At 69.6% G+C, this 20,919-nt stretch carries 18 protein-coding genes; 6 read left to right on the top strand and 12 right to left on the bottom strand.

The window, feature by feature from the left end:
* The first annotated feature begins 124 nt into the window (after positions 1 to 124).
* Complete coding sequence (locus NM1_RS31215; RefSeq protein ID WP_068028125.1) at positions 125 to 559, top strand: hypothetical protein; 435 nt, start codon at positions 125 to 127, stop codon at positions 557 to 559.
* 19 nt (positions 560 to 578) lie between these two features.
* Here NM1_RS31215 and NM1_RS31210 read toward each other — a convergent pair whose 3' ends face one another.
* Positions 579 to 1,049: a DUF6463 family protein gene (locus NM1_RS31210; protein ID WP_147289164.1), complete on the bottom strand. Its 471-nt coding sequence runs from the start codon at positions 1,047 to 1,049 to the stop codon at positions 579 to 581.
* A gap of 133 nt (positions 1,050 to 1,182) precedes the next feature.
* Between NM1_RS31210 and NM1_RS31205 the strand changes: the two genes are divergently transcribed.
* Positions 1,183 to 1,761, top strand: a complete 579-nt coding sequence (locus NM1_RS31205; protein ID WP_068028118.1) for a TetR/AcrR family transcriptional regulator — start codon at positions 1,183 to 1,185, stop codon at positions 1,759 to 1,761.
* Positions 1,762 to 2,040: 279 nt separating this feature from the next.
* Positions 2,041 to 3,249 carry an MFS transporter gene (locus tag NM1_RS31200; RefSeq protein WP_068028115.1) on the top strand — a complete coding sequence of 403 codons (1,209 nt, stop codon included), beginning with the start codon at positions 2,041 to 2,043 and terminating at the stop codon, positions 3,247 to 3,249.
* 11 nt (positions 3,250 to 3,260) lie between these two features.
* On the opposite strand, the gene NM1_RS31195 is transcribed toward NM1_RS31200, so the two are convergent.
* From NM1_RS31195 to NM1_RS31185, 3 genes are all read right to left on the bottom strand, one after another.
* Positions 3,261 to 3,740, bottom strand: coding sequence for a GNAT family N-acetyltransferase (locus tag NM1_RS31195; protein WP_068028112.1), 480 nt, complete (start codon positions 3,738 to 3,740; stop codon positions 3,261 to 3,263).
* Between the two features lie 91 nt (positions 3,741 to 3,831).
* Positions 3,832 to 4,479 (bottom strand): dihydrofolate reductase family protein, encoded by a 648-nt coding sequence (locus NM1_RS31190; protein WP_068028103.1) that lies wholly within the window; start codon positions 4,477 to 4,479, stop codon positions 3,832 to 3,834.
* 82 nt (positions 4,480 to 4,561) lie between these two features.
* The gene (locus NM1_RS31185) at positions 4,562 to 5,500 is read right to left on the bottom strand and encodes a GlxA family transcriptional regulator (protein ID WP_068028101.1); all 939 of its coding nucleotides are present in this window, start codon (positions 5,498 to 5,500) and stop codon (positions 4,562 to 4,564) included.
* A 202-nt stretch (positions 5,501 to 5,702) separates the two neighbouring features.
* Between NM1_RS31185 and NM1_RS31180 the strand changes: the two genes are divergently transcribed.
* The 3 genes from NM1_RS31180 to NM1_RS31170 all read left to right on the top strand — a co-directional run bounded on the left by NM1_RS31180 (position 5,703) and on the right by NM1_RS31170 (position 10,719).
* On the top strand, positions 5,703 to 6,368 hold the full coding sequence (locus NM1_RS31180; RefSeq protein WP_068028099.1) for a DJ-1/PfpI family protein: 666 nt from the start codon (positions 5,703 to 5,705) through the stop codon (positions 6,366 to 6,368).
* A 201-nt stretch (positions 6,369 to 6,569) separates the two neighbouring features.
* The gene (locus NM1_RS31175; protein WP_068028245.1) at positions 6,570 to 10,040 is read left to right on the top strand and encodes an indolepyruvate ferredoxin oxidoreductase family protein; all 3,471 of its coding nucleotides are present in this window, start codon (positions 6,570 to 6,572) and stop codon (positions 10,038 to 10,040) included.
* 244 nt (positions 10,041 to 10,284) lie between these two features.
* Positions 10,285 to 10,719, top strand: a complete 435-nt coding sequence (locus NM1_RS31170) for a limonene-1,2-epoxide hydrolase family protein (protein WP_068028098.1) — start codon at positions 10,285 to 10,287, stop codon at positions 10,717 to 10,719.
* 3 nt (positions 10,720 to 10,722) lie between these two features.
* Here NM1_RS31170 and NM1_RS31165 read toward each other — a convergent pair whose 3' ends face one another.
* From NM1_RS31165 to NM1_RS31130, 8 genes are all read right to left on the bottom strand, one after another.
* Entirely contained in the window at positions 10,723 to 12,234 is a 1,512-nt protein-coding gene (locus NM1_RS31165; RefSeq protein ID WP_068028096.1) for a flavin-containing monooxygenase, read from the bottom strand.
* Positions 12,231 to 12,935, bottom strand: a complete 705-nt coding sequence (locus NM1_RS31160) for an ABC transporter ATP-binding protein (RefSeq protein WP_068028094.1) — start codon at positions 12,933 to 12,935, stop codon at positions 12,231 to 12,233. Before NM1_RS31160 ends, NM1_RS31165 begins: the two co-directional genes overlap by 4 nt.
* Positions 12,936 to 12,953: 18 nt before the next feature.
* Entirely contained in the window at positions 12,954 to 15,467 is a 2,514-nt protein-coding gene (locus NM1_RS31155) for an ABC transporter permease (RefSeq protein ID WP_068028090.1), read from the bottom strand.
* A 1-nt stretch (position 15,468) separates the two neighbouring features.
* Positions 15,469 to 15,975, bottom strand: a complete 507-nt coding sequence (locus NM1_RS31150; protein WP_084520210.1) for a WKL family lipoprotein — start codon at positions 15,973 to 15,975, stop codon at positions 15,469 to 15,471.
* Positions 15,976 to 16,046: 71 nt separating this feature from the next.
* Positions 16,047 to 17,414, bottom strand: coding sequence for a crotonyl-CoA carboxylase/reductase (gene ccrA, locus NM1_RS31145; protein WP_068028088.1), 1,368 nt, complete (start codon positions 17,412 to 17,414; stop codon positions 16,047 to 16,049).
* A 43-nt stretch (positions 17,415 to 17,457) separates the two neighbouring features.
* Positions 17,458 to 18,405 carry a metallophosphoesterase family protein gene (locus NM1_RS31140; RefSeq protein ID WP_068028085.1) on the bottom strand — a complete coding sequence of 316 codons (948 nt, stop codon included), beginning with the start codon at positions 18,403 to 18,405 and terminating at the stop codon, positions 17,458 to 17,460.
* A complete protein-coding gene (locus tag NM1_RS31135; RefSeq protein ID WP_068028082.1) occupies positions 18,405 to 20,078 on the bottom strand; it encodes a fatty acyl-AMP ligase in 1,674 nt (557 codons plus the stop codon). The genes NM1_RS31140 and NM1_RS31135 overlap by 1 nt, the downstream gene beginning before the upstream one ends.
* Positions 20,075 to 20,911: an NRDE family protein gene (locus NM1_RS31130; protein WP_068028079.1), complete on the bottom strand. Its 837-nt coding sequence runs from the start codon at positions 20,909 to 20,911 to the stop codon at positions 20,075 to 20,077. The genes NM1_RS31135 and NM1_RS31130 overlap by 4 nt, the downstream gene beginning before the upstream one ends.
* Between the last annotated feature and the right edge of the window lie 8 nt (positions 20,912 to 20,919).

Genomic DNA, 20,919 nt, shown 5'->3' with positions numbered 1-20,919 from the left:
GTTTTCGGCCGATCGGAGGCGGCAGTGCGCGGTAGGACCCGGCGAGTGCGAGTCCGGCTATTGCTGATGTGGCCGCCATGAGTGTCAAGAGCGTAGGCATCGGTTCCGTGAACGGCACGCGGCATTGACCGACGTGCAGGCCGCGTTCACCGACTATCACGTGGTCGCGGCCGGAGCGCGGTCGAGTGCCCAGCATCTCTCCGAGCGACTGCGGCAGGCGTGGCAGGTGAGGCATTCCAGCCCGGATCATCGAACGCAGTTGGGAGCGTTACTGCCCGGACTTATCCGAGATGCACAGGGGACAGCTTTCGACGCCGGCCAGATCGTGTCGGTCCCGCGACGGAGCCGCCATTTCATCGAGGTCGCTCGCGCATACCTGCAACGTGACGAGGCGACAGCGGCCTTCACGATGCTCAACAAGTCGGAAGAGGCTGCGCCGGAGACGATTCGGTACAACGGATTTGCGCGGGAGATGCTGCACGAGCTGTTGAAGCACCCACCGTCGGGCTTGCGCGACGATGTCCGCGAGTTGAGCCGTCGGGTGGGTGTCGCGGCCTGAGTGAGTCCACGAGATCGCGTCACGTGGCGCTGGGTATCGCTTCGTCCCGACCGCCCCCCGTGAGAATTCGGCTGTCGCCCAAGGTGATCAATCCTCCACTGAGGAGGAGGGCCCAGGCTGGGGAGGCGGGGACTGCGGTTATCAGGAGTAGTGACCAGATGACGAGGAGCCAGCCGATCCATCCGGGGACGCGGTGGTGGTGGCGGGCCGACCAGACGAGGTGGCAGCCGAGGAGCAGGATCGGGACGCCGAAGCTGCCGAGGGTGAGCCAGAAGGTTTCCGAGCGTTCGAGTTGGGCGAGCGTGGTGGCCTTGTCCAAGGTGAAGGTGTTCCACCACCCTTCGGAGAAGACCAGCGACCAGGTGTCGCGGGTGTCGATGGGGGCGACGAGGGTGTGTATCGCACCGAAGGCGATCGCGATCCACCCGGCGATCTGCGTCGACCGGACGCCGGTCGGGTTGGGCGCGGTGCGCTGTTGTATGAGTTTCATCAGGTCCTCCGACACATAGCCGCTGGTGGGTGGGCCACCAGTTACGAGACTGACGGTATCGATACCGTCAGTCTCGTATGATGCCAGCATGCCGAGTTCGAAACAACCAGGGGGGCGGCCTCGGGACAGTCGCGTGGATCACGCCATCGCCGTGGCGGTGCGGGAACTGCTGACCGAGCACGGCTACGCGGCGCTCACCGTCGATGCCGTGGCGGCGCGTGCCGGGGTGAGCAAGGCGGCGATCTACCGGCGGCACCCGACAAAGCAGGACATGATCTTCGCCGTGCTGGTGCACGACCTGCGCGAAGAGCCACCCGCCGACACCGGCTCGCTGCACGGCGATATCGCCGCGCTGACCGCACGGATCGGCGATCAGCTCGCCCGGACCGCTGCCGGGGTGATGGCCGGACTCCTCGCCGACATCCATTCCGACGCAACGCTGGACGCACGTTTCACCGAGACCTACCTCACCGCCGAGCGGTCCGTCGTCAGCACTCTGCTCGACCGTGCCGTAGCTCGCGGCGAACTGTCCCGACGCCCTGACCCGGCCACCGTGCACGTCTTGCTGCTCGGCCCCCTGTTCGCCTGGCAGATCATGCTCGACGAAGACCCCGCTCGCACACCGCATCTCGCCGAAACCGTCGCGCGGATAGTCGCCGACGCCCTCACCTCGGGCGCGACGGCGTCCGGAACCCTCTCGTCGGCGGGGTGATCGATTCGTTGCCGAGGTTGTTCGGTAGGCGAGGTGTGTCGGTCAATCGGGTTGCGTCCCACCGGTACCCGTCAAATTGTCTCGAACTGCCGAGCGGCTTGCGGTAGCGTTCGCTTCGGGAATTGTCCGGCCGGGAGAGAGGGCAGGTAATGCGCTTCGTCATGGTGATGGTCGACGCTTCGGCGGGGGAGCCTGTTACGCGCTAGTCCGGCGGATCTCCCCGCCTCGAAGCGGTTTCGCGGTAGAACACGACCGTTTCTCCGATCGGGGGAGTTCCCTTTGCGCGCCCGAAACACCGTGCCGCTCGGCACGGACTTCTCGAAGCTCTGGACCGCGTCGGCGATATCGTCGATCGGTGACGGAGTCACCCTCGTGGCGGGTCCACTGCTCGTCGCGTCACTCACTGCGAATCCGGCGGCGGTCGCCGGTGCCGCCTTCGTCCAGCAGCTTCCGTGGCTGCTGTTCGTGCTCGTCAGCGGTGTTTTCGTCGACCGGCTCGAGCGGCGCCGGCTGATCGTCACGGTGAACGTGCTGCGCGCCGCGGCGCTCGGTGCGCTGGTGGCCGCCACAGCGGCCGGAATCGTGACCGTGCCGGTCGTCTACGTCGTCTTCTTTCTGCTCGGAGTCGGTGAGACACTTGCCGATTCCGCGTCCGCGGCATTCCTCCCGGCCATCGTCGCGGCCGAACGGCTCGGCGATGCCAATGCGCGATTGATGGCGACGTTCACCATCGGCAATCAGTTTCTCGCGAAACCGCTGGGAGCGTGGCTGTTCGTACTCGGTGCGGCCGTGCCGTTCGCGCTCGATGCGGTGTCGTTCTGCGCCGCCGCCGCACTCGTCGCCACGGTGCGCGCGGCGAGCAAGCCTGCGATATCGACGGCGAATATCAGTGTGCGAGAAGACATCGCGTCCGGCCTGCGATGGCTGTGGCGGCACCGGCTGCTACGGACGCTCGCGCTGAGTATGGGAGTCGGCAATGTGGCGTTCTGCGCGGCCTTCGCGACGTTCGTGTTGTATGCGCACGAGCGGCTCGGAGTCTCCGGCGTCGGTTACGGCCTGCTGCTCACGGCGTCCGCCGTCGGTGGCCTGCTCGGCACGCTGGCGGCGGGACGGCTGCGGTCGTGGCTCGGGGCGGCGACCCTGCTGCGCGCCGGACTGGGCGTGGAAGCGGCGACGCACCTGGCGCTCGCCGTCGTCCGATCACCCTGGGCGGCCGCGATGATCCTGGTGATGTTCGGAATTCACACGATGGTCTGGGGCGTGATCGTCGTGACGACCCGGCAGCGGCAGGTACCCGATCATCTGCTCGGCCGAGTCGGCAGCGTCTACTCGCTGTTCGATCTCGGCGGCGCGGCTCTCGGGTCGCTGCTCGGCGGCGGGATTGCGCAGGCACTCGGTGTGGTCGCGCCGTTCTGGATCGCGGCGGCGATCATGACATGCGTTGCGGTACTGGCCTGGCGGCCGCTCGGCAGGGCCGTGGCGGTGTAGCGCACGTGGCGTCAGGCTCCGAGTGGCTTGACGTAGCGGTGGCAGGGGACCGGGACCGGGCCGTCGGGGCCCGGGGCCTGGTGGACGAACGTGCCTTCATCGATCCAGCCCTGGCGGGTGTAGAAGGCGCGGGCGCGGGCATTGCCGGGGACTACGGCGAGCCATGCGGATGGGTGGCCCGCGGCGCGGATGCGGGATTCGGCGGCGGTCAGCAGGGTGGCGGCGATGCCGGTGCCGCGGTGGGTGGCGTCGACGTAGACCTGGTCGACCTCGTCGCCGCTGACCATGACGAAACCTGCGATCTCGCCACCGAGGGAGGCGACGATGGTGTCCGGAATCCTTTGGGCCGCACGGTCATCGAAGGACGAGCGCGGGCGGACGGCGAGCAGCGCATCGGGGACGTTCCCGAGATGGGCCGTGCGCCACCCGTCGTACCAGACGCGGGCGACTTCGGGTGCGTCGGCGGCCTCCGCTGGACGGAGATCGATCATCCGCGCACCATAGCAGCGGATTTGAGGTATGGGACCGGGTTTCCGCCGCGACGGAGAACGGCGGCGGTCCACGCAGCCCGCGGCGCTGCGGTCAGCGGCGCCAGAGGAAGTGGTGGACGATTCCGCTGTTGGGGCTCGGGACCTGCTCCAGGTGGAAGCGGTCGAGGAGTTCGTCGGGAGACTTCCACAGGCGTTCGCCACGGCCGAGTTCGACAGGGGCGACGGCGATGTGCAGGGTGTCGATGAGGTCGGCCTCGAGGAATTCGAGGACCGTTGCGACGCCGCCGCCGATTCGCACATCTCGCCCGTCGGCGGCCTCCTTCGCGCGCGTGAGAGCTTCCTGCGGTGACGCGTTCAGGAAGTGGAATGTGGTGTCGCTCAGCGTGAACGAGGGACGCTCGTGGTGAGTGAGGACGAACACCGGTGTGTGGAAGGGCGGCTCATCGCCCCACCAGCCCTGCCATTCGTGGTTCTCCCACGGACCGCGCTGCGGACCGAACTTGTTGCGTCCCATGATCTCCGCGCCGATATTGCGGCTGAATTCGCGGGTGCAGTAGTCATCGAGACCGCGGGTGCCGCCGGGTTCGGTGCGGTTGGGCCAGCTGGCGGTCGCACCCGCCCAGGACATGAGCTTTGCCGGATCGGCATGCCCGAATGGCCGGTCGGCGCTCTGCCCTTCTCCTGCACCGTATCCGTCGCGCGAGACGGTGAAATTGTGAACGCGAGCGAGCTGAGCCATCGTGAGCCTTTCTGATTGCAATCTGCAAGCAGTTGGGAATCTACCCAGACTGCTCGCATATCGCAACCAGTTCATCGCACAGTCAGTAGAAGGCGCGGCGATAGGCAAGGGGGGTGACGCCCGTGATGCGCTTGAACCGGTCGCGGAACGCGGTGGGCGATCCGAAACCGACCTGGGCGCCGATGTGCTCGACCGAATGCCGGGTGGTCTCCAATAACAGCTGGGCGCGGCGGACGCGGGTGCGATGGAGCCAGTGCAGCGGCGTGGTGCCGGTCTGTTCCCGGAAGCGACGGATCAGGGTCCGGGTGCTGACGTTCGCCTGCCGGGCAATATCGTCGAGTGTCAGTGGGCGGGAAAGGTTTTCGCGCATCCACGCCAGCAACGGTTCGAACTCGGAACCCGCGGGGACCGGGGTGCGGTCGTGCACGATGAACTGTGCCTGCCCGCCCTCGCGTTCCAGCGGCATCACCGAGACGCGCGCGGCGTCGGCGGCGACCGCGGAGCCGTAGTCGCGGCGGATCATGTGCAGGCACATATCCAGTCCGGCCGCCGCGCCGGCCGAGGTCAGGACCTGTCCGTTGTCGACATAGAGCACATTCGGGTCGACGTCGATCTGCGGGTGGTCGGCGGCGAGCCGGTCGGCGGCCAGCCAGTGCGTCGTCGCGCGGAGGCCGTCGAGCAGCCCGCTGGCCGCAAGGGGGAACGCACCCGAGCAGATGGAGGCGATCCTGGCGCCCGCGGCGGCGGCTTCCCGCAGCGCGGTGCGCACCGCGGGCGTCAAAGGCGTTGTGGGGTCGGAGGTTCCGGGGATCATGACGGTGTCGGCACCGGCGAGCCCGTCCAGTCCTCGTTCGGCGTGCAGGACGAAGGTGCCCGCATCGATCTCGCGCCGTTCGGCGCAGACGCGAATGCGGTAGCCGGGCTGCCCGTCGGCGAGCCGCGTGCGGGTGAAGACCTCGATCGGTGTCGACAGATCGAACGGAATCACCTGGTCCAGAGCAAGAACCGCGACCGTGTGCATGGCTGAAACGTAGCCGCTCGCGGCAGGAAAACAGGTACCTGTGTCGAGAAGTACAGCTTCCGGCCCGCTCGGGGTCGGGTCTGCGACATGGGCATTTTCCCGTTGAAGATTGGCGCCGACACCGCTGGGGAGGGTGCGGCGGCACACCTAGCGTCGGAAACGATCCGGCGTTCGCCGGTCGTCACTCGCCTCGGAGGATTACATGCATGCTCAGATCGTCCTGTTCGACGGCTTCGGCCTCCTCGACGTCGTCGCCCCCTACGACGTGCTGTACGCCGGTGGCATCGCCTCGGGGGAGGTGACGGTGGAGTTCGTCTCGGCCGAGGGGCCGCGAGAAGTGGTCAGCGGGGCGGGCGGAATCACGTTGCGCGCCACCGGAACCCTGGACCCCGACCGGCCGGGCGTGATCATCGTTCCCGGCGCCGCCGGTCGTCTCGGCGAACCCGCGGCGGACGCCGACGAGCGACAGCGGAACGAGTTCATCAATGTCCTGCTCGCCCGCGCGCTGACCACCGAACTCCCCGCGCTCCTGCGGAAGGCGACGGACAGCCCGCAGGTGACCGTGGCCACCGTGTGCGCGGGTTCGCTGATTCCGGCGATGGCCGGGATGCTGGAGGGCCGCGTGGCCACCACCAATCGCATGGCGCTCGGCGGGCTGCAGGCCGCGGGCGTGCGGGCGGTCGGCGCCCGCGTCGTGGACGACGGCGACCTGATCTCCGGCGGCGGGGTCACCTCCGGCCTGGACGTGGCTCTCTATCTGCTGGAACGCGAGGTCGGCCCGCGGGTCGCGCACGCCGTCGAGGAACTTTTCGAGTACGAGCGCCGCGGCACCACGTGGCGCGACCGGGGCGTCGCCGCCTCCTGGTAGCCGGTGAGGGGTGGGTGTCCCGGGTCACATTTCACCCCACACCCTGCATAGCTGCTGCCCATTCGGGAGACCAGCAATTGCGCACATTGCTCAACTTCAAATCCTCCTATTGTTCATTCAGCGCTCTGGAGACAGGATGGCGGCGACGAATGCTCAACAAGGGAGGCGCCCGACCGGCGCCGAACGGAACGGGTGGAATCGATGACCGAGCTCGCCGACCGCGAACTGATCACAGCACCGTACGACCTCGCCGACCGCTACCGCGTCGGCGCCGGGACCGTCGTCCTGACCGGCGTGCAGGCGATCGCGCGGCAGTTGGTCGAGCAGCACGTGCGCGACGTGCGTTCGGGGCGCCGGGTGGGCACCTTCGTCTCCGGGTATCAGGGTTCGCCGCTGGGCGGCGTGGACCGGATGCTGGACGCGATGCCGGATGTGCTGGCGGAGCACGACATCCGGTTCGTGCCGGGACTGAACGAGGAACTGGCCGCGACCTCGGTGTGGGGCAGTCAGGGCGAATTGCCCGCGGGCGCCGCGACGCACGACGGCGTGGTCGGGGTCTGGTACGGCAAGGGACCGGGTCTGGACCGCGCCACCGACGCGCTGCGCCACGCGAACATGTACGGCGGCAACCCGAACGGCGGCGTGCTGTTGCTCGTCGGCGACGATCCGGCCTCGAAATCGTCGACCGTGCCCGCGGTATCGGAGCGGTCGCTGGCGGCGCTGAACATTCCGGTGTTGTTCCCGCGCAACGCCTCCGAGATCATCACCATGGGCCTGCACGGGGTGGCCCTGTCGCGGGCGTCGGGATGCCTGGTGGCGTTGAAGATCGTCGCCGACGTGGCCGACGGCGCCTGGACCGTGGACGGCCGCGTCGGGGACATCGACACCCTGATTCCGGAGATCGACTGGGAGGGCAGGCCGTTCACCTACCGGCAGCGGCCGATGGCGGCGCCGACCGACAGCGTGCTCGCCGAGGCCGACCTGTACGGACCGCGCTGGGAGATCGTCAAGGAATACAGCGCGCTGAACGAACTCGATGTCGTGGAGGTGAACCCGGCCCGCGCGACCGTCGGAATCGCCGCCACCGGAACCACATTCGACGCGGTTCGGCAGGCGCTGCTCGACCTCGGGGTAAACGACGACGAACTGCACCGCGCCGGAATCCGGCTGCTGCGCATCGGAATGCCGTATCCCATTGCCCCCGAACCCGTCCGGGCCTTCGCCGAGGGGCTGTCCCGGCTGATCGTGGTGGAGGACAAGACCGCCTTCATCGAGACCCAGTTGCGCGACATCCTGTACGGCACCGCCGGCGCGCCGCGGATCATCGGCAAGCGCGACGACGCGAACCGGCCGCTGTTCGACCAGGACGGCGAGCTCACCGCCGGGCGGATCGCCAAGCCGCTGCGCCGGGCCCTGGACGGGTATGTCGACATGAACCAGCCACTGCCGCAACCGCTGTCGCTGTCCGTGCTGCCCGCGAAACGGGCCGCGTACTTCTGCAGCGGCTGCCCGCACAACCGCTCCACCGGAGTTCCGGAGGGTTCGCTGGCGGGCGGCGGCATCGGCTGCCACACCCTGGTCACGATGTCGGGACGGGAGGACAGCAAGGTCACCGGCCTGACCCAGATGGGCGGCGAGGGTGCGCAGTGGATCGGGCAGGCGCCGTTCACCGAGGTGCCGCATCTGTTCCAGAACATCGGCGACGGAACGTATTTCCACTCCGGGCAGCTGGCGGTGCAGGCGTGCATCGCGGCGGGGGTGAACATCACCTTCAAGCTGCTCTACAACGACGTGGTCGCGATGACCGGCGCCCAGGACGCCGAGGGCGCGCTGGCGGTGCCCCGGCTGACACACAAGCTGACGGTGGAGGGCGTCCGGCAGATCATCATCTGCGCCGACGAACCGAAGAAGTACCGCAAGCGGGACCTGGCGCCGGGAACCCGGCTGTGGCACCGGGATCGGCTCGACGAGGCGCAGCGCACGCTGCGCGAGATTCCGGGCGTGACGGTGCTGATCTACGACCAGCACTGCGCGGCGGACGCCCGGCGGCAGCGCAAGCGCGGCACGCTGCCGGTGCGGCGCACCCGGGTGGTCGTCAACGAGGCGGTGTGCGAGGGCTGCGGCGACTGCGGGACGAAGAGCAACTGTCTGTCGGTGCAGCCGGTCGACACCGAGTTCGGCCGCAAGACCCGCATCGACCAGACCTCCTGCAACACCGACTACAGCTGCCTGAACGGCGACTGCCCGTCGTTCGTGACCGTGGAGCTGCCGGAACCAGGTAAGGCCAAGCGGCGCAAGAGGAATCGGCCCGCACCGCCGGAGCTGGACGACCTCGGGGTCGCCGCGCCGACCGCCACCCAGAACGTCTTCCTGGCCGGTATCGGCGGCACCGGGATCGTCACCGTGAACCAGGTGCTGGCGACGGCGGCGATGCGTGCCGGATACGAGGTCGCGAGCCTGGACCAGATCGGGCTGAGCCAGAAGGCCGGGCCGGTGGTGTCGCACCTGCGGTTCGCACCGGGTGCGCTGGAGCCGTCCAACCGGCTCACGCCGGGCTCGGCGGACTGCATCGTCGCCTTCGACCTGCTGGCTGCCGCCGACACCAAGAACCTGGCCTACGGGTCCGCCGAGACGACGCTGTCGGTCGCGTCGACCAGTAAGACGCCGACCGGGGACATGGTGTACGACAAGGCGATCGAGTACCCGGAGACCGGCTCGCTGCTGGCGCGGCTGGAGCGGGTCTCGCGCACGGTGCGGTCGTTCGACGCGCTGGCCGCGGCCGAAACGCTGTTCGGCACCACGGCCGCCGCGAACTTCCTGCTGGTCGGCGCCGCCTACCAGCTCGGCGGGCTGCGGCTGCCCGCGGCATCGATCGAGGAGGCCATCGAGATCAACGGTGTGGCGGTGGAGGCGAATATCGCGGCGTTCCGGTGGGGCCGCGCGGCGATCGCGCGGCCGGAGGACTTCGCCGCGGCGACCGCGCCCCGCGAGCGTGCGCGCGTCGAAACCCGGGTTCCGGCAGATCTTTTCGACAGGTTGTCGGCGACGGGGGAGACGCGGCGCCTGATCGAGGTGCGCGCCACGGAGCTGATCGGATTCCAAGGCGTGCGGGTGGCACGGGAGTACGTGCAGACGATGGAACGCCTCTGGCTGGCGCAGCGGCGGGTCACCGACCGCACCGAGTTCACCGAGCAGGCTGCCCGCGGGCTGTACAAGTTCACCGCCTACAAGGACGAGTACGAGGTGGCGCGCCGCCTGGTCGATCCGGCCTTCCTCGACGAGGTGGCGGCGCAGGTGCCCGACGGCGCCAACCTCACCTATCGCCTGCACCCGCCGGTGCTGCGGGCGCTGGGCCGGGACAAGAAGGTCGGTTTCGGCCCCCGCAGCCACCTCGCGCTGAAGGTCCTGGCCAAGGGAAAGCGACTGCGCGGCACCAGGTTCGATCCCTTCGGCTACATGCACGTGCGCAAGGTCGAGCGCGCCCTGCTCGCCCACTACACCGAGATGGTCCTGGCCCTGTCGGACACGCTCGGTGCCGAGTACGGCCGCGCCGTCGAGGCAGCGGGGCTGCACGACGTGGTGCGCGGCTACGAGGGAGTCAAGCTCGCCAACGTGGAGGTGTACCGAAATCGTCTGGCGGAGTTGGGGATCGAACCTCCAGCCCTGCCGTGATCCGGCGCCCCCGATCTCTGGCTGGTGGGTGGTGCGGCGCGATGAGGGGCCGCACCACCCACTGTGGCCGGCGGCCGAGTTCCCGCACCCCGTACATGTTCTCGCACCTCTGACCGACGCCACAGCGGGTGCGGGAACTTGTACGGAGTGCGGGAACGGGGCGGTAGGGGTTTCGCCGGGGTTGACGCGGGCGTGGGGCCCGGGGGTGAATCGAGGGACGGTAGTGCCGGAGAACGGAGTTGGCATGACCAGTCCCGACGAGATCGTGCGCGCCATGTTCGACCGCTGGTCCGATCCGGACCGGGATCCGGATCGGATCGGCGCCTACTTCGCCGCCGACGCCGTCTACCACAATCGCCCGATGCCGCCCATCGTCGGCCGCCCGGCGATCCGAGACTTCATCGGGCGCTTCCTGTTCGGCTTCGAGTCCATTCGGATCGACATCCATCACCAGATCACCAGCGGCGGCCTGGTCATGAACGAGCGCACCGACATCCTGCGCGGCCCGGCCCGCGAGATCGAGCTACCGGTCATGGGGGTCTTCGAGATCGACGGCGCGGTCATCACCGCGTGGCGCGACTACTACGACATGGGGACCCTGGTCGGTGCCGTCGGCTCCGAACCCGAATCCGCGCCGGTCGCACGCGGATCCGGATTGCGACGGAAATTCTGGCGCTGACTCTCAACGCTCCGAAGGGCCACTGCGCGAGGTGAATTCGTAGTCGTCCATCGGGAAGTGGCGTGCCCGCCACCAGGCCGAGACGCCCGAGGACGGCCGGATCAGCGCGACATCGCCGAACTTGTCGAAGTAGAAGCTGTGCGCGCGTTCGCAATTGGAGTTGTAGAACAGGCTCTTGCCCTGCCGCCGCACCATCTCCTCGAAAAAGCGGCGATGCGGCTCCTGCTTGACCTCGACACAGGTCGCGCCGCGGCGGCGGGCCTCGAGGATGCAGCGCACCGCGTGGGTGGTCGAATTGTCGATCATCAGGAAGAAGGAACCGGTCACGGCGTACGGCCCGAGGATGGCCCAGGCGTTGGGCCAGCCGGGCAGGCTGGTGCCTTCGTATGCGGCATAACGGTTCTCCTCGAAGAACTCGCCGAGTTCGACACCGTCGCGGCCCACCTCCGGGAAGGGCGGCAGCACGTCGCGCTCGTAGATCTTGAAACCGGTGGCCAGCACGAGTGTATCGATCTCGCGGTGCTGTCCGTCGGTGGTCACGATGCCGGTCTCGGTGATCCGCTCGATGGGCGCGGTCACCAGCTCCACATTGTGGCGGGCGAAGGTCCGGTAGTACCGGTTCGACAGCGCCGGAAACTTGCACCCGAACCGGTAATTCGGCCGCAGCGCGGCCCGCACCCGCGGATCGGGCACCTGAATGCGCAGCATGGCCAGCGAGAGTCGCTCCATCAGCGTCACCAGCCAGGGCCCGTTGAACCGGATCCCGAAGAAGAAGAACGTCTCGATGGCCAGATTGTTGAGCAGTCGCGGCAGCAGCATCAGCCTCGGGAAGCGGCGGAATACCGTCTGCAGCGCGCGCGGGATGCGGACGTCGAAGGTCGGATGGGACCAGATCGGCGTGCGCTGGAATACGTGCAGGCGCTCGGCCGCCTTCGCGACCTCCGGTATCAGCTGCACCCCGGACGCGCCGGTGCCGATGACGGCGACGCGCTCGCCGGTGAGGTCGTGGTCGTGATCCCAACGCGCACTGTGGATCACGGTGCCTGCGAAGTCGTCGAGTCCCTCGATATCGGGTCGCTTGGGGTGGTTGAAACCGCCGGGCGCGATCATGACGAACCGTGAGGTCAGCGAGCCGACCGCGGTATCGACCCGCCAGAGGTGACGGCCCTCGTCGAAACCCGCCTTGGTGACCTCGGTGTTGAGCCGCAGGTGCTGGCGCAGGCCGTACTTGTCCACGCAGTGGTCCGCGTAGGCCTTGAGTTCGTGCCCGCGGGCAAAGGTGTGCTGCCAGTTCGGATTCGGCTCGAAGGCATAGCAGTACCCCCAGCTGAACACGTCGACGCAGACGCCGGGATAGGTGTTCTCGCGCCAGGTTCCGCCGATGTCGTCCGCCTTCTCCAGGATGACGAAATCGTGAATTCCCGCCTTCTGCAACTGGATTGCCGAGCCGATGCCGGAGAATCCGGCCCCGACGATGATCACCTCGTAGTCCACCGCATTGTCGCTGTCGTTCATCGGACCTCCCGCTCGGAATCTGCCGGTGCCGCGGAGCCGCTGATGCGGCCGTCCTGCAGCGTGATCACCCGGTCGGTCCGCGCCGCGGCCTCCAGGTTGTGGGTCACCATGACCACCGAGCGTGCGCCGCCGTCGTGGGCGATATCCGCCAGCAGCCGCGTGATCGCCACGCCGGTCTTGGAATCCAGGTTGCCGGTCGGCTCGTCGGCCAGGATGAGCGGCGGATCCATGATCAGCGCCCGCGCCACCGCCACCCGCTGCATCTCGCCGCCGGACAGCTCGGCCGGGCGGTGGTCGGCGCGACCGGTGAGGCCGACCAGGTCCAGTAACTCCAGCGCGGCGGGCCTGGCCGAGCGCAGGGTGCGGCCGTCGAGCAGTTTCGGGATCGCGATGTTCTCCCAGGCCGACAAGGTCGGCAGCAGGTTGAAGAACTGGAAGACGAAGCCCACCCGGTGGCGTCGGAATTCCGACTGCCCCCGATCGTCGAGGGCACCGATCTCGTTGCCGCGGAAGCGGATCGAGCCCGCGTCCGGGGTGTCGAGTGCGCCGAGGATGTGCAGCAGGGTGCTCTTACCGGCCCCCGACGGGCCGACGACGGACACGAAAAGGCCGGGATCGATGGTCATGGTCACGCCGTCGAGCGCGGGGACGCGCTGGGTGCCGATCGTGTAGCTCTTGCGGATGTCGTGGAGTTCGAGCACGCCTTTACCTTTCCCGGACTAGCCGACCTCGATGGCCTCGATGATGGCGATGCGACCGGCGCGCACCGCCGGGGGAATCGAGCCGAGCAGGCTCAGCAGCAGGGCGGCGGCCGCGAAGCCGATCGCCGACGGGCCGGGGCGGTAGGGCACGTCGAAATGCAGGATGCCCGGCGTCACCGAGTCGTAGAAGTATTGCGCCGCAACGCCGAAGCCCAGACCGATGAGCCCGCCGATCAACCCGATTCCGGCCGCCTCGGCGAGCACCATGCGCAGCGCGAACCGCCGGGTGGTGCCGATCGCGCGCAGCACGCCGATCTCGCGCCGTCGTTCCAGCACCGACAGCGTGAGCGTATTCAACAGCGCCACAGCGGAAATCAGCACGACGATCACCCACAGCGCATTGGCGACCGCGCCACCCTGCCGGACCGAACCCTGCACACCCTCGAGCGCCTGCGCGCCGGTGTAGACGTGCGCGTCGGGCGGGGCCGCCGCGCGCACGGCCCGCTCCAGCGCCCCCGGGTCGGTGCCGGGGACGGCATCGATCTGCATCGTCGTCGAGCCGGGAAGGTCGAACCAGCTTCGCATCTGCCCGATATCCATGCCGATCGTGCCGGTCAGCACCGACAGGTAGGACACCAGCTCCAGCACTCGAACGGGCCGCACACCCGTCGGGGTCTGCAGCGGCAGCACATCACCGGCGCCGACATGCAGGGCCGTACCGAGGTCGCGGGACAGCACGACCCCGCGGCCCGCCAACAGATCCGACCGAACCTGTTCGCTCACCACGTGATACAGCGGATCGGAGGTGCCCGCGCCGAGACCGACCAGCAGCACCTTGACATCGCCGATTCCGGCGAACGCCGTCTGCCCCTCGACCACGCGCTCCACGCCGGGCGCCCGGGCCAGTTGTCCCGCAAGCGAATCCGGCAGTCGCGGACCGAGCGGGAGTTCGCCGGGTGGGTTCGTCGACACGACGAGATCGGCCTGCCCGAGCGGGGCGAGGGAGTCGCGCGCCGCCGTCAGCAGGTCCCGGTTGGCCCCGGTGATCGTGACCGTCATCGCCACCGCCATGAAGACCGTCATGAGGGTCGCCCAGACGCGGATGCGGGAGCGGTGCACCGTCGTCGCCGCGAGTTCCCCCGGGGCCCGGAAGAGCCGGGCGACGGCGGCGGTGGCGGCGATGATCGGCTCGGTCAGGCCCAGGCACAACGCCATTCCCGCGCCGAAGAACAGCGCGAACGCCGCGGCGGAGGCGACGAGTTCGCCGGGCCGGACGGCACGGATCGCGTAGGCCACCGCCACCAGCGCGCCCGCCCCCGCCAGCCCGGCGAACCGCAGCCAGCGCGGGATGCCGGTGGTCGACGCCGCCTCGGCGGGGGCCAGCGCCTCCACGGGAGACACCTTGTAGATCTGATGCGCGGCCATCGCGGCCGCGGCGGTCGTGGTGGCCACCGACGCCAGCACGGCGAGCGGGACGGCATACCACGGCAGGAAGAATTCGAGCCGCGCCTGGACCGCCTGCAGCAGTACCGTCGGCAGGCTGGAGACCGCCACCATGCCCATCGCGACGCCGAGCCCGGCCCCGAGCAGGCCGCCGATCAACCCCAGCACCGCCGACTCGGCGAGCAGGTTCGACACCAGCGTCGTCCGCCGCCCGCCGATCGCGCGCAGCATCGACAGCGTGGCCCGGCGGCGGCTGACCGCCATGGTCATGACCGTGTAGATGAGGAACGCCGCGACCACGAAGGCGACGGTCGCGCCCATCAGCGTCATGTACTGCACGATGCGAATTCCGTTGCCGGTCTGGGCCGTTCGCTGCAGTGGATCGCCGACCACGGCCCGCCCGGCCACGACATCGGTGACCCCCGCTCGGACCGCGGCGGGGTCGGCGCCGGGCCGCAGTGTCACCAGCACCGCGTCCAGGTGTCCGGTGCGCCCGGTCAGCCGCTGCGCCAGCGGCAGCGGAGCCAGTACGTAGTGGCCGTCGTTGATCCGCCCGGCCGACGCCCCGGCCAGTGCCCCGGCGACGGTGACCCGGCCGTCGCCCACCCGTATCGACGTGCCCTGCGGATGATTCAGCGCGGGGCCGGTGAGCACGCTGTTCGGCGCCGACACCAGGGCGGCGAGCTGCCGGTCGACGGCGTCGCGCAGGGCGCTGTCCAGCTGCGCCGCCGAGGCGTCGGTGCCGATCAGCATGGCCGGGCCGGAGTCTGTGGTCGCCTGGGCTCGGATCATCGGCACGGCCGCGGCGACGCCCGGCACCGCGGCGACGTCCTCGGCCAGGCGGGCGTCGAATCCGGAGGCGGTGATGCCGGACACCTCGAGCGCGGCATCGCCCGCGACGCTGTCGGCGAGCTGTCGCACCGTGCCCGACAGTGAGCCCGAAATCGCCAGCACCGCAACGAGAAAGCTGGCCGAGACCGCCATCACCAGCACCGCGGCGACGGTGCGGCCCGGATGCAGCAGCAGCTCGCGCACGCTGAACACGCGCCAGCGGTCCAGCCGCGCGCGCACGGGCGTGGGGGAGGGCATATCAGACCGGACAGGCGGGCGACTGCAGGTTCGCGGTGGCCAGCATCTGGCAGACCCACGCCTTCTGCAGCTTCCAGCGGCCGCCGGCGGCGACGAAGGGGATCGTCGTCTTGCCCTCGATCGGCCGGCCGTTCACCGTCAGGTCGGCCAGCGCGTTGAGGACGCCGTCGCCGACATATTGGACCTCCGTCACGGTCATCTGTACGTTGTTGCCCTTCGCGGCGTCCGTGAGTCGCTCCGGCAGCGCGGGATCGATATCGGTGCCCTCGATGGCCCCGGCCTTCAGTTCCGGGCGCGTGCCCGGATCCAGTGCCAGCACGAATCCGGCATTGAGGTCACCCGCCGAGGGCACCGGCAGCGGCGGCTGGTCGGCGGCCTGGGTCGTGGCCTTGGACGTCTTCGGCGGCGAGGGCGGCTGCGGGTCACCGCATCCCGCGCCCGCCAGCAGCAGCGCGGCCGCCGCGGCGGCGAGCAGGCGGCCGCACCGATGGATTGTCGCGTCCTGCACGGGCGCACCCCCTTGTCTGAGACACTTTCGCCAGTGTATCCGTAACGCCTTGTTCGCCAAGGTGTTTCGAGTCATCGGGGTCCGCCTTCGTCATTGCCTGTCGCGGGGTCCGCGCGGAAGCGGTTGATGGCGGCCAGATGCCGCTCGCGCAGTGCGGTATCGCGCACGCCGAGCCCTTCCGCCGGGGCCAGGCAGCGGATGGCGACCTTGCCCTGATGGGTGTTGCGACGCACGTCGAGGATGCCCTGCGCGGTTTCGGTGAGCGGGTAGACGACCGACACCGTGGGATGGATGCGGCCCTTCGCGATGAGCCGGTTGGCCTCCCATGCCTCCCGGTAGTTGGCGAAATGAGAGCCGATGATGCGCTTCAGGCTCATCCACAGATACCGGTTGTCGTATTCGTGCACGAACCCGCTGGTCGACGCGCAGGTGACGATGCTGCCGCCGCGGCGGGCCACCAGCACCGAGGTGCCGAAGGTCTCCCGGCCCGGATGTTCGAAGACGATGTCGACATCGTCGCCGCCGGTCAGTTCGCGGACATATCGCCCGAATCGCTTGGATTCGCGGTAGTTCTGGTGGCCGTCGGACCAGAACCGGAAGCCCTCCGCGGTCCGGTCGATAATGGCCTGCGCGCCCATCGCCCGGCATATTCGGGCCTTGTCCGGCGAGGACACCACGCAGATCGGGGTGGCCCCGGCGGCGAGCACCAATTGCGTGGCGAACGAGCCCAATCCGCCCGCGGCGCCCCAGATCAGCACGCTGTCACCGAGTTTCATCGCGGCCCCGTTGCCGGAAACGAGCTGGCGGTAGGCGGTCGAGTTGACCAGGCCGGGGGACGCGGCCTCCTCCCAGGTCAGGTGCGGGGCCTTGGGCATCAGCTGATTGGACTTCACCAGCGCCAGCTCGGCGAGGCCGCCGAAATTCGTCTCGTATCCCCAGATGCGCTGTGCCGGATCGAGCATGGTGTCGTTGTGGCCGTCGGCCGCCTCCAGTTCGACGCTGAGGCAGTGCGCGACCACCTCGTCGCCGGGATGCCACGCGGTGACGCCGTCGCCGGTGCGCAGCACCACCCCCGCCAGGTCCGAACCGATGACGTGATACGGCAGGTCGTGGCGGGCGGCGAGCGCCGAGGTGCGGCCGTAGCGGGTCAGGAAGTCGAAGGTGGGCAGCGGTTCGAACAGCGCGCTCCAGACGGTGTTGTAATTGATGGCCCCGGCCATGACCGCGACCAGTGCCTCGCCCGGTCCCAGTTCGGGCACGGGGACCTCGTCGATGTGCACGGATTTGCGCGGATCCTTGTCGGCGCTGTCCTGATCCGCGAACATGCCCACGTCCTCGCGATGCAGCGTGACCGCTCGGTAGTGCTGGGGCAGTGGGGTATTCGCGATGTCCTCGGGTGTGCGGACGCCTGCCAGTACGGCGTCGAAGAGCTGTTGCATTCCGGTACCTCCGGTGACACGAGTGGGGCTGGGGCGCACGGGATCAGGGGCCGTCGGCCGGGGAGCGGTGGGGCCGCGGCGTCGAGACCGCCGACATCGTGGCGACGATCGCCCGGCGCAGGTGGGTGGCGAGCCAGGTCTCACCCGCCTCCGGTGCGGTGGGCGGCGGAGGCGGCAGGATCCGGCGCAGCAGCGGATCGGGTAGTCCGTGCCGCCGCCATTCGCGCGGATAGCCCACCGACACCTCCTCGAACCGGACGCCGTCGAAGGTGTCGGCCCGCCGGATGTGCAGGTGGCCGTACACCACGCACGCCGCCCGGTAGCGCCGATGCCACTGCGCCGTGCGCTCGGTGCCGCACCACATCGAGAACTGTTGCGGGAACAGCAGTCTCGTCGGCTCCCGCACCAGCGGATAGTGGTTCACCAGGATCAGCGGGACGTTCTCGTCCACCGCCGCCAGCCGGGTTTCGGTGTAGTGCACCCGATCCGCGCACCACTGTGCGATATCGCGGTGCGGGTCGGGATGCATCAGGTATTCGTCGGTCGCGACGGCGCGGTGCTGCTCCGCGATCGCCAGCCCCTCGGCACGGTCGCGGGCGCCGCGCGGCAGGAAGCTGTAGTCGTACAGGACGAACAGCGGCGCGACCACGGCGGGGCCGCCCGCGCCGCGCCACACCGGATAGTCGTCCTCCGGCGTGAGCACGTCGAGGTCGCGGCACATCTCGACCAGGTACCGGTAGCGGTGGTCGCCGCGCAGCTGCACAGGATCGGTTGCGGTGGTCCACAATTCGTGGTTCCCGGGCGTCCAGAGCACGCGTTCGAAGCGGCTGCGTAGCAGGGTCAGCGCCCACCGGATGTCGGCGACCTTCTCCGCGACATCCCCGGCCACGATCAGCCAGTCGTCGGGGGCCGCCGGTTCGACGGCCTCGGCGACGGCGCGATTGCCCGGATGGCCGACGTGCAGGTCCGAGACCGCCAGCAGGCTGCCCATCACCGCACCTCGCTCGCCGGTTCGGCCGGATCCGGCGCGAGCAGGACCGCCGCCGCCGACCGGCGCAGCTTGCCCGACGGCGTCTTGGGCAGCGTCCCCGGCGCGACGACGAGCACCTGGCGCGGCGCGACGCCGATATCGTCGCGTACCCGGCGGGCCACCTCCGCGCCGATGCGCTCGGCCTCGGCGGCGTCGTCGTGCAGGCGGGACTCCACGATGACGGCGAAATGTTCGCGCCCCTCGGCCGGGGACAGCCGTATCGCCGCCGCATTGCCCGCCCGCACGCCGCCGACCCGCCCGGCGATCCGCTCCACCTCGGTCGGAAAGATATTGCGCCCGGCCACGATGATGGTGTCCTTGCGGCGCCCGCAGACCACCGCCTCGCCGGTGTCGGTGAGATAGCCGAGGTCGCCGGTGGCCAGCCAGCCGGAGCGGTCGCGGGCATCCTGCCAGCCCGCGGCGGTGCGGTAGCGGTGGGTCACCGCGCCGCCGCGCACCTGGAACTCGCCGACGGTGCGGGCGGGCAACCGGGTTCCGGTCTCGTCCACCACTCGCACGCCCATGCCCGGTACGGGACGGCCGACCGCGACGAATTCCCTTGTGCGCCGCGCGGTTCGCAGCACCGCGGGCCGGGCGCTGCCCTCGGTTTCGAGGCGGTCCGCATCCACGGTCTCGATGCGGGCCGTCTCGCCGGGGCGGGTGAGCGCGACGACGAGCGTGGCCTCGGCCATCCCGTATCCCATGGCCACGGCGCCGGGGCGTAAGCCGAATCGGGCCCCGGCATCGGTGAGCGCGCGCACCGTGGCCGGGTCGATGGGTTCGCCGCCGTTCAGGGCGATCCGCAGGGCGGACAGGTCGTAGGCCCCGGCCGGGGCGGCCGCCAGCGTGCGCGCCAGCATCGCGTATCCGAAGTTGGGGCTGCCGGTGAACGTGGCCCGGTACCTGGTGAGCAGTTCGGGCCAGACGGCGGGGGCGGCGAGAAATTCCGCGGGTGTCACGCACACGGTGTCCATACCCGACTGCATGGGCCCGGCGAGAAAGGCGATCATGCCGAAGTCGTGGAACAGTGGCAGCCAGCTGACCATGGTGTCGTGTTCCGGGGTGAATCCGTACACCTCGGTCATGGCCGACCAGTTGTGGTGCAGGTTCTCGTGGGTGATGGCAACGGCCTTCGGCGTTCCGGTCGATCCGGAGCTGAGCTGTAGCAGCGCGATATCGCCCTCCGCGCAGCCGACCGGCCCGGCGGGGCGCCCGCCGCTCAGATCCGCCGTGGCGACGGTGTGGATACCCGCCGCGGCCAGCGACGGCACCACCGACAGGAACGACAAACCGGCCAGCACCAGCCGGGCATCGATCGCGTCGAGCATGCCGAGCGTGGCGTGCAGCCAGTGGGTGTGGTCGGTGCGCGGCGTCGGCTGCTGCAGCATCGTGACGGCCGCCCCGCGCAGCCACACCGCCTGCACCAGCGGTGCGGCCTCGGCGGGCGCGCGGACCAGAACGGCCACCCGGTCGCCGCGCCCGACGCCGAGCGCGGCCAGCCCACCGGCCAGCTCGCGGGCCGTCTCGGTGACCTCCGACCAGGCGATCCGGGTGGGCGTATCCGGCTCTCCGACAACGATTCCGCGGCCGAGCGCCGGGCCGGTGCCGAAGACGGCGTCGATGAATCTGCTCACCGGTCACCTCCCGTGCGGTCGAGGGCGGCGTCGGCGAGACGGGCCTCGCCGGTCGGATCGCCGAGGCGGTCGAAGGATCGCTCGACCATCGCGAACGAGCCGTCCTCGCGGACGAGAAGCACTGTGCTGCTGCGGGTTCCGTACAGCGGATTGGCGAGGAAGCGGGCCGAGGCCAGGCGTTCGATCCCGGGCGACATCCCCGTATCCGGGAGTTGGTCGTCCGGTGCGGGTGTGCGGTCGGCGAGCAGGGAGAAGTAGCCGTCCAGGTCGTCCGGGCCGGATTCGACCGTGCGCCGCAACGCATCCAGCCCGCGCTCCACCTTCGGTGAGGGCGGGTGCCGCGAGCCGTCCCCGGACCGCAGGTGCGCGTCGTTGGCCAGGCCGTGGAAGCCCGGCTCCAGCGCTCGGGCGGGGACGGTGCCGCGATTGCTGCACCACCACAGTTGCCGCAGATCCGAGACGATCAGGTTGTAGCCGTTGTAGATGTCGCGTGCGGTGATGGCCCCGCGGATGAAGTCCTGCGGATCGGCGCGCTGGGCGCACAGGAATTCCCGCGCGAGCACACCCCGCGACCGCGCGCCCGCCCGCGATTCGCCCGGACCGCGAACGTTGGTGACCGCCGCGAAACGGCGATCGCCCGGGGCGTTCGACAGCCCCGCCCACACGCCCGGCGCCGAGGTGCCGGAGTCCAGGTCGCGCCCGGCCAGCAGGGTCGGCCGCTCGGGCCACCGACGCAGCGGTTCCGTTCTGCGCGCGTGGAATTCGTCCCGGTTGGCCGCCACGATCAGGCGGTAGTCCGGATGGGCGCGCCAGCCGATCAATACCAGGCACATGACCGCAC

The organism is Nocardia mexicana NBRC 108244, assembly GCF_001613165.1.
Classification (GTDB): domain Bacteria; phylum Actinomycetota; class Actinomycetes; order Mycobacteriales; family Mycobacteriaceae; genus Nocardia; species Nocardia mexicana.
This window is presented reverse-complemented; position numbering and strand designations above follow the sequence as displayed.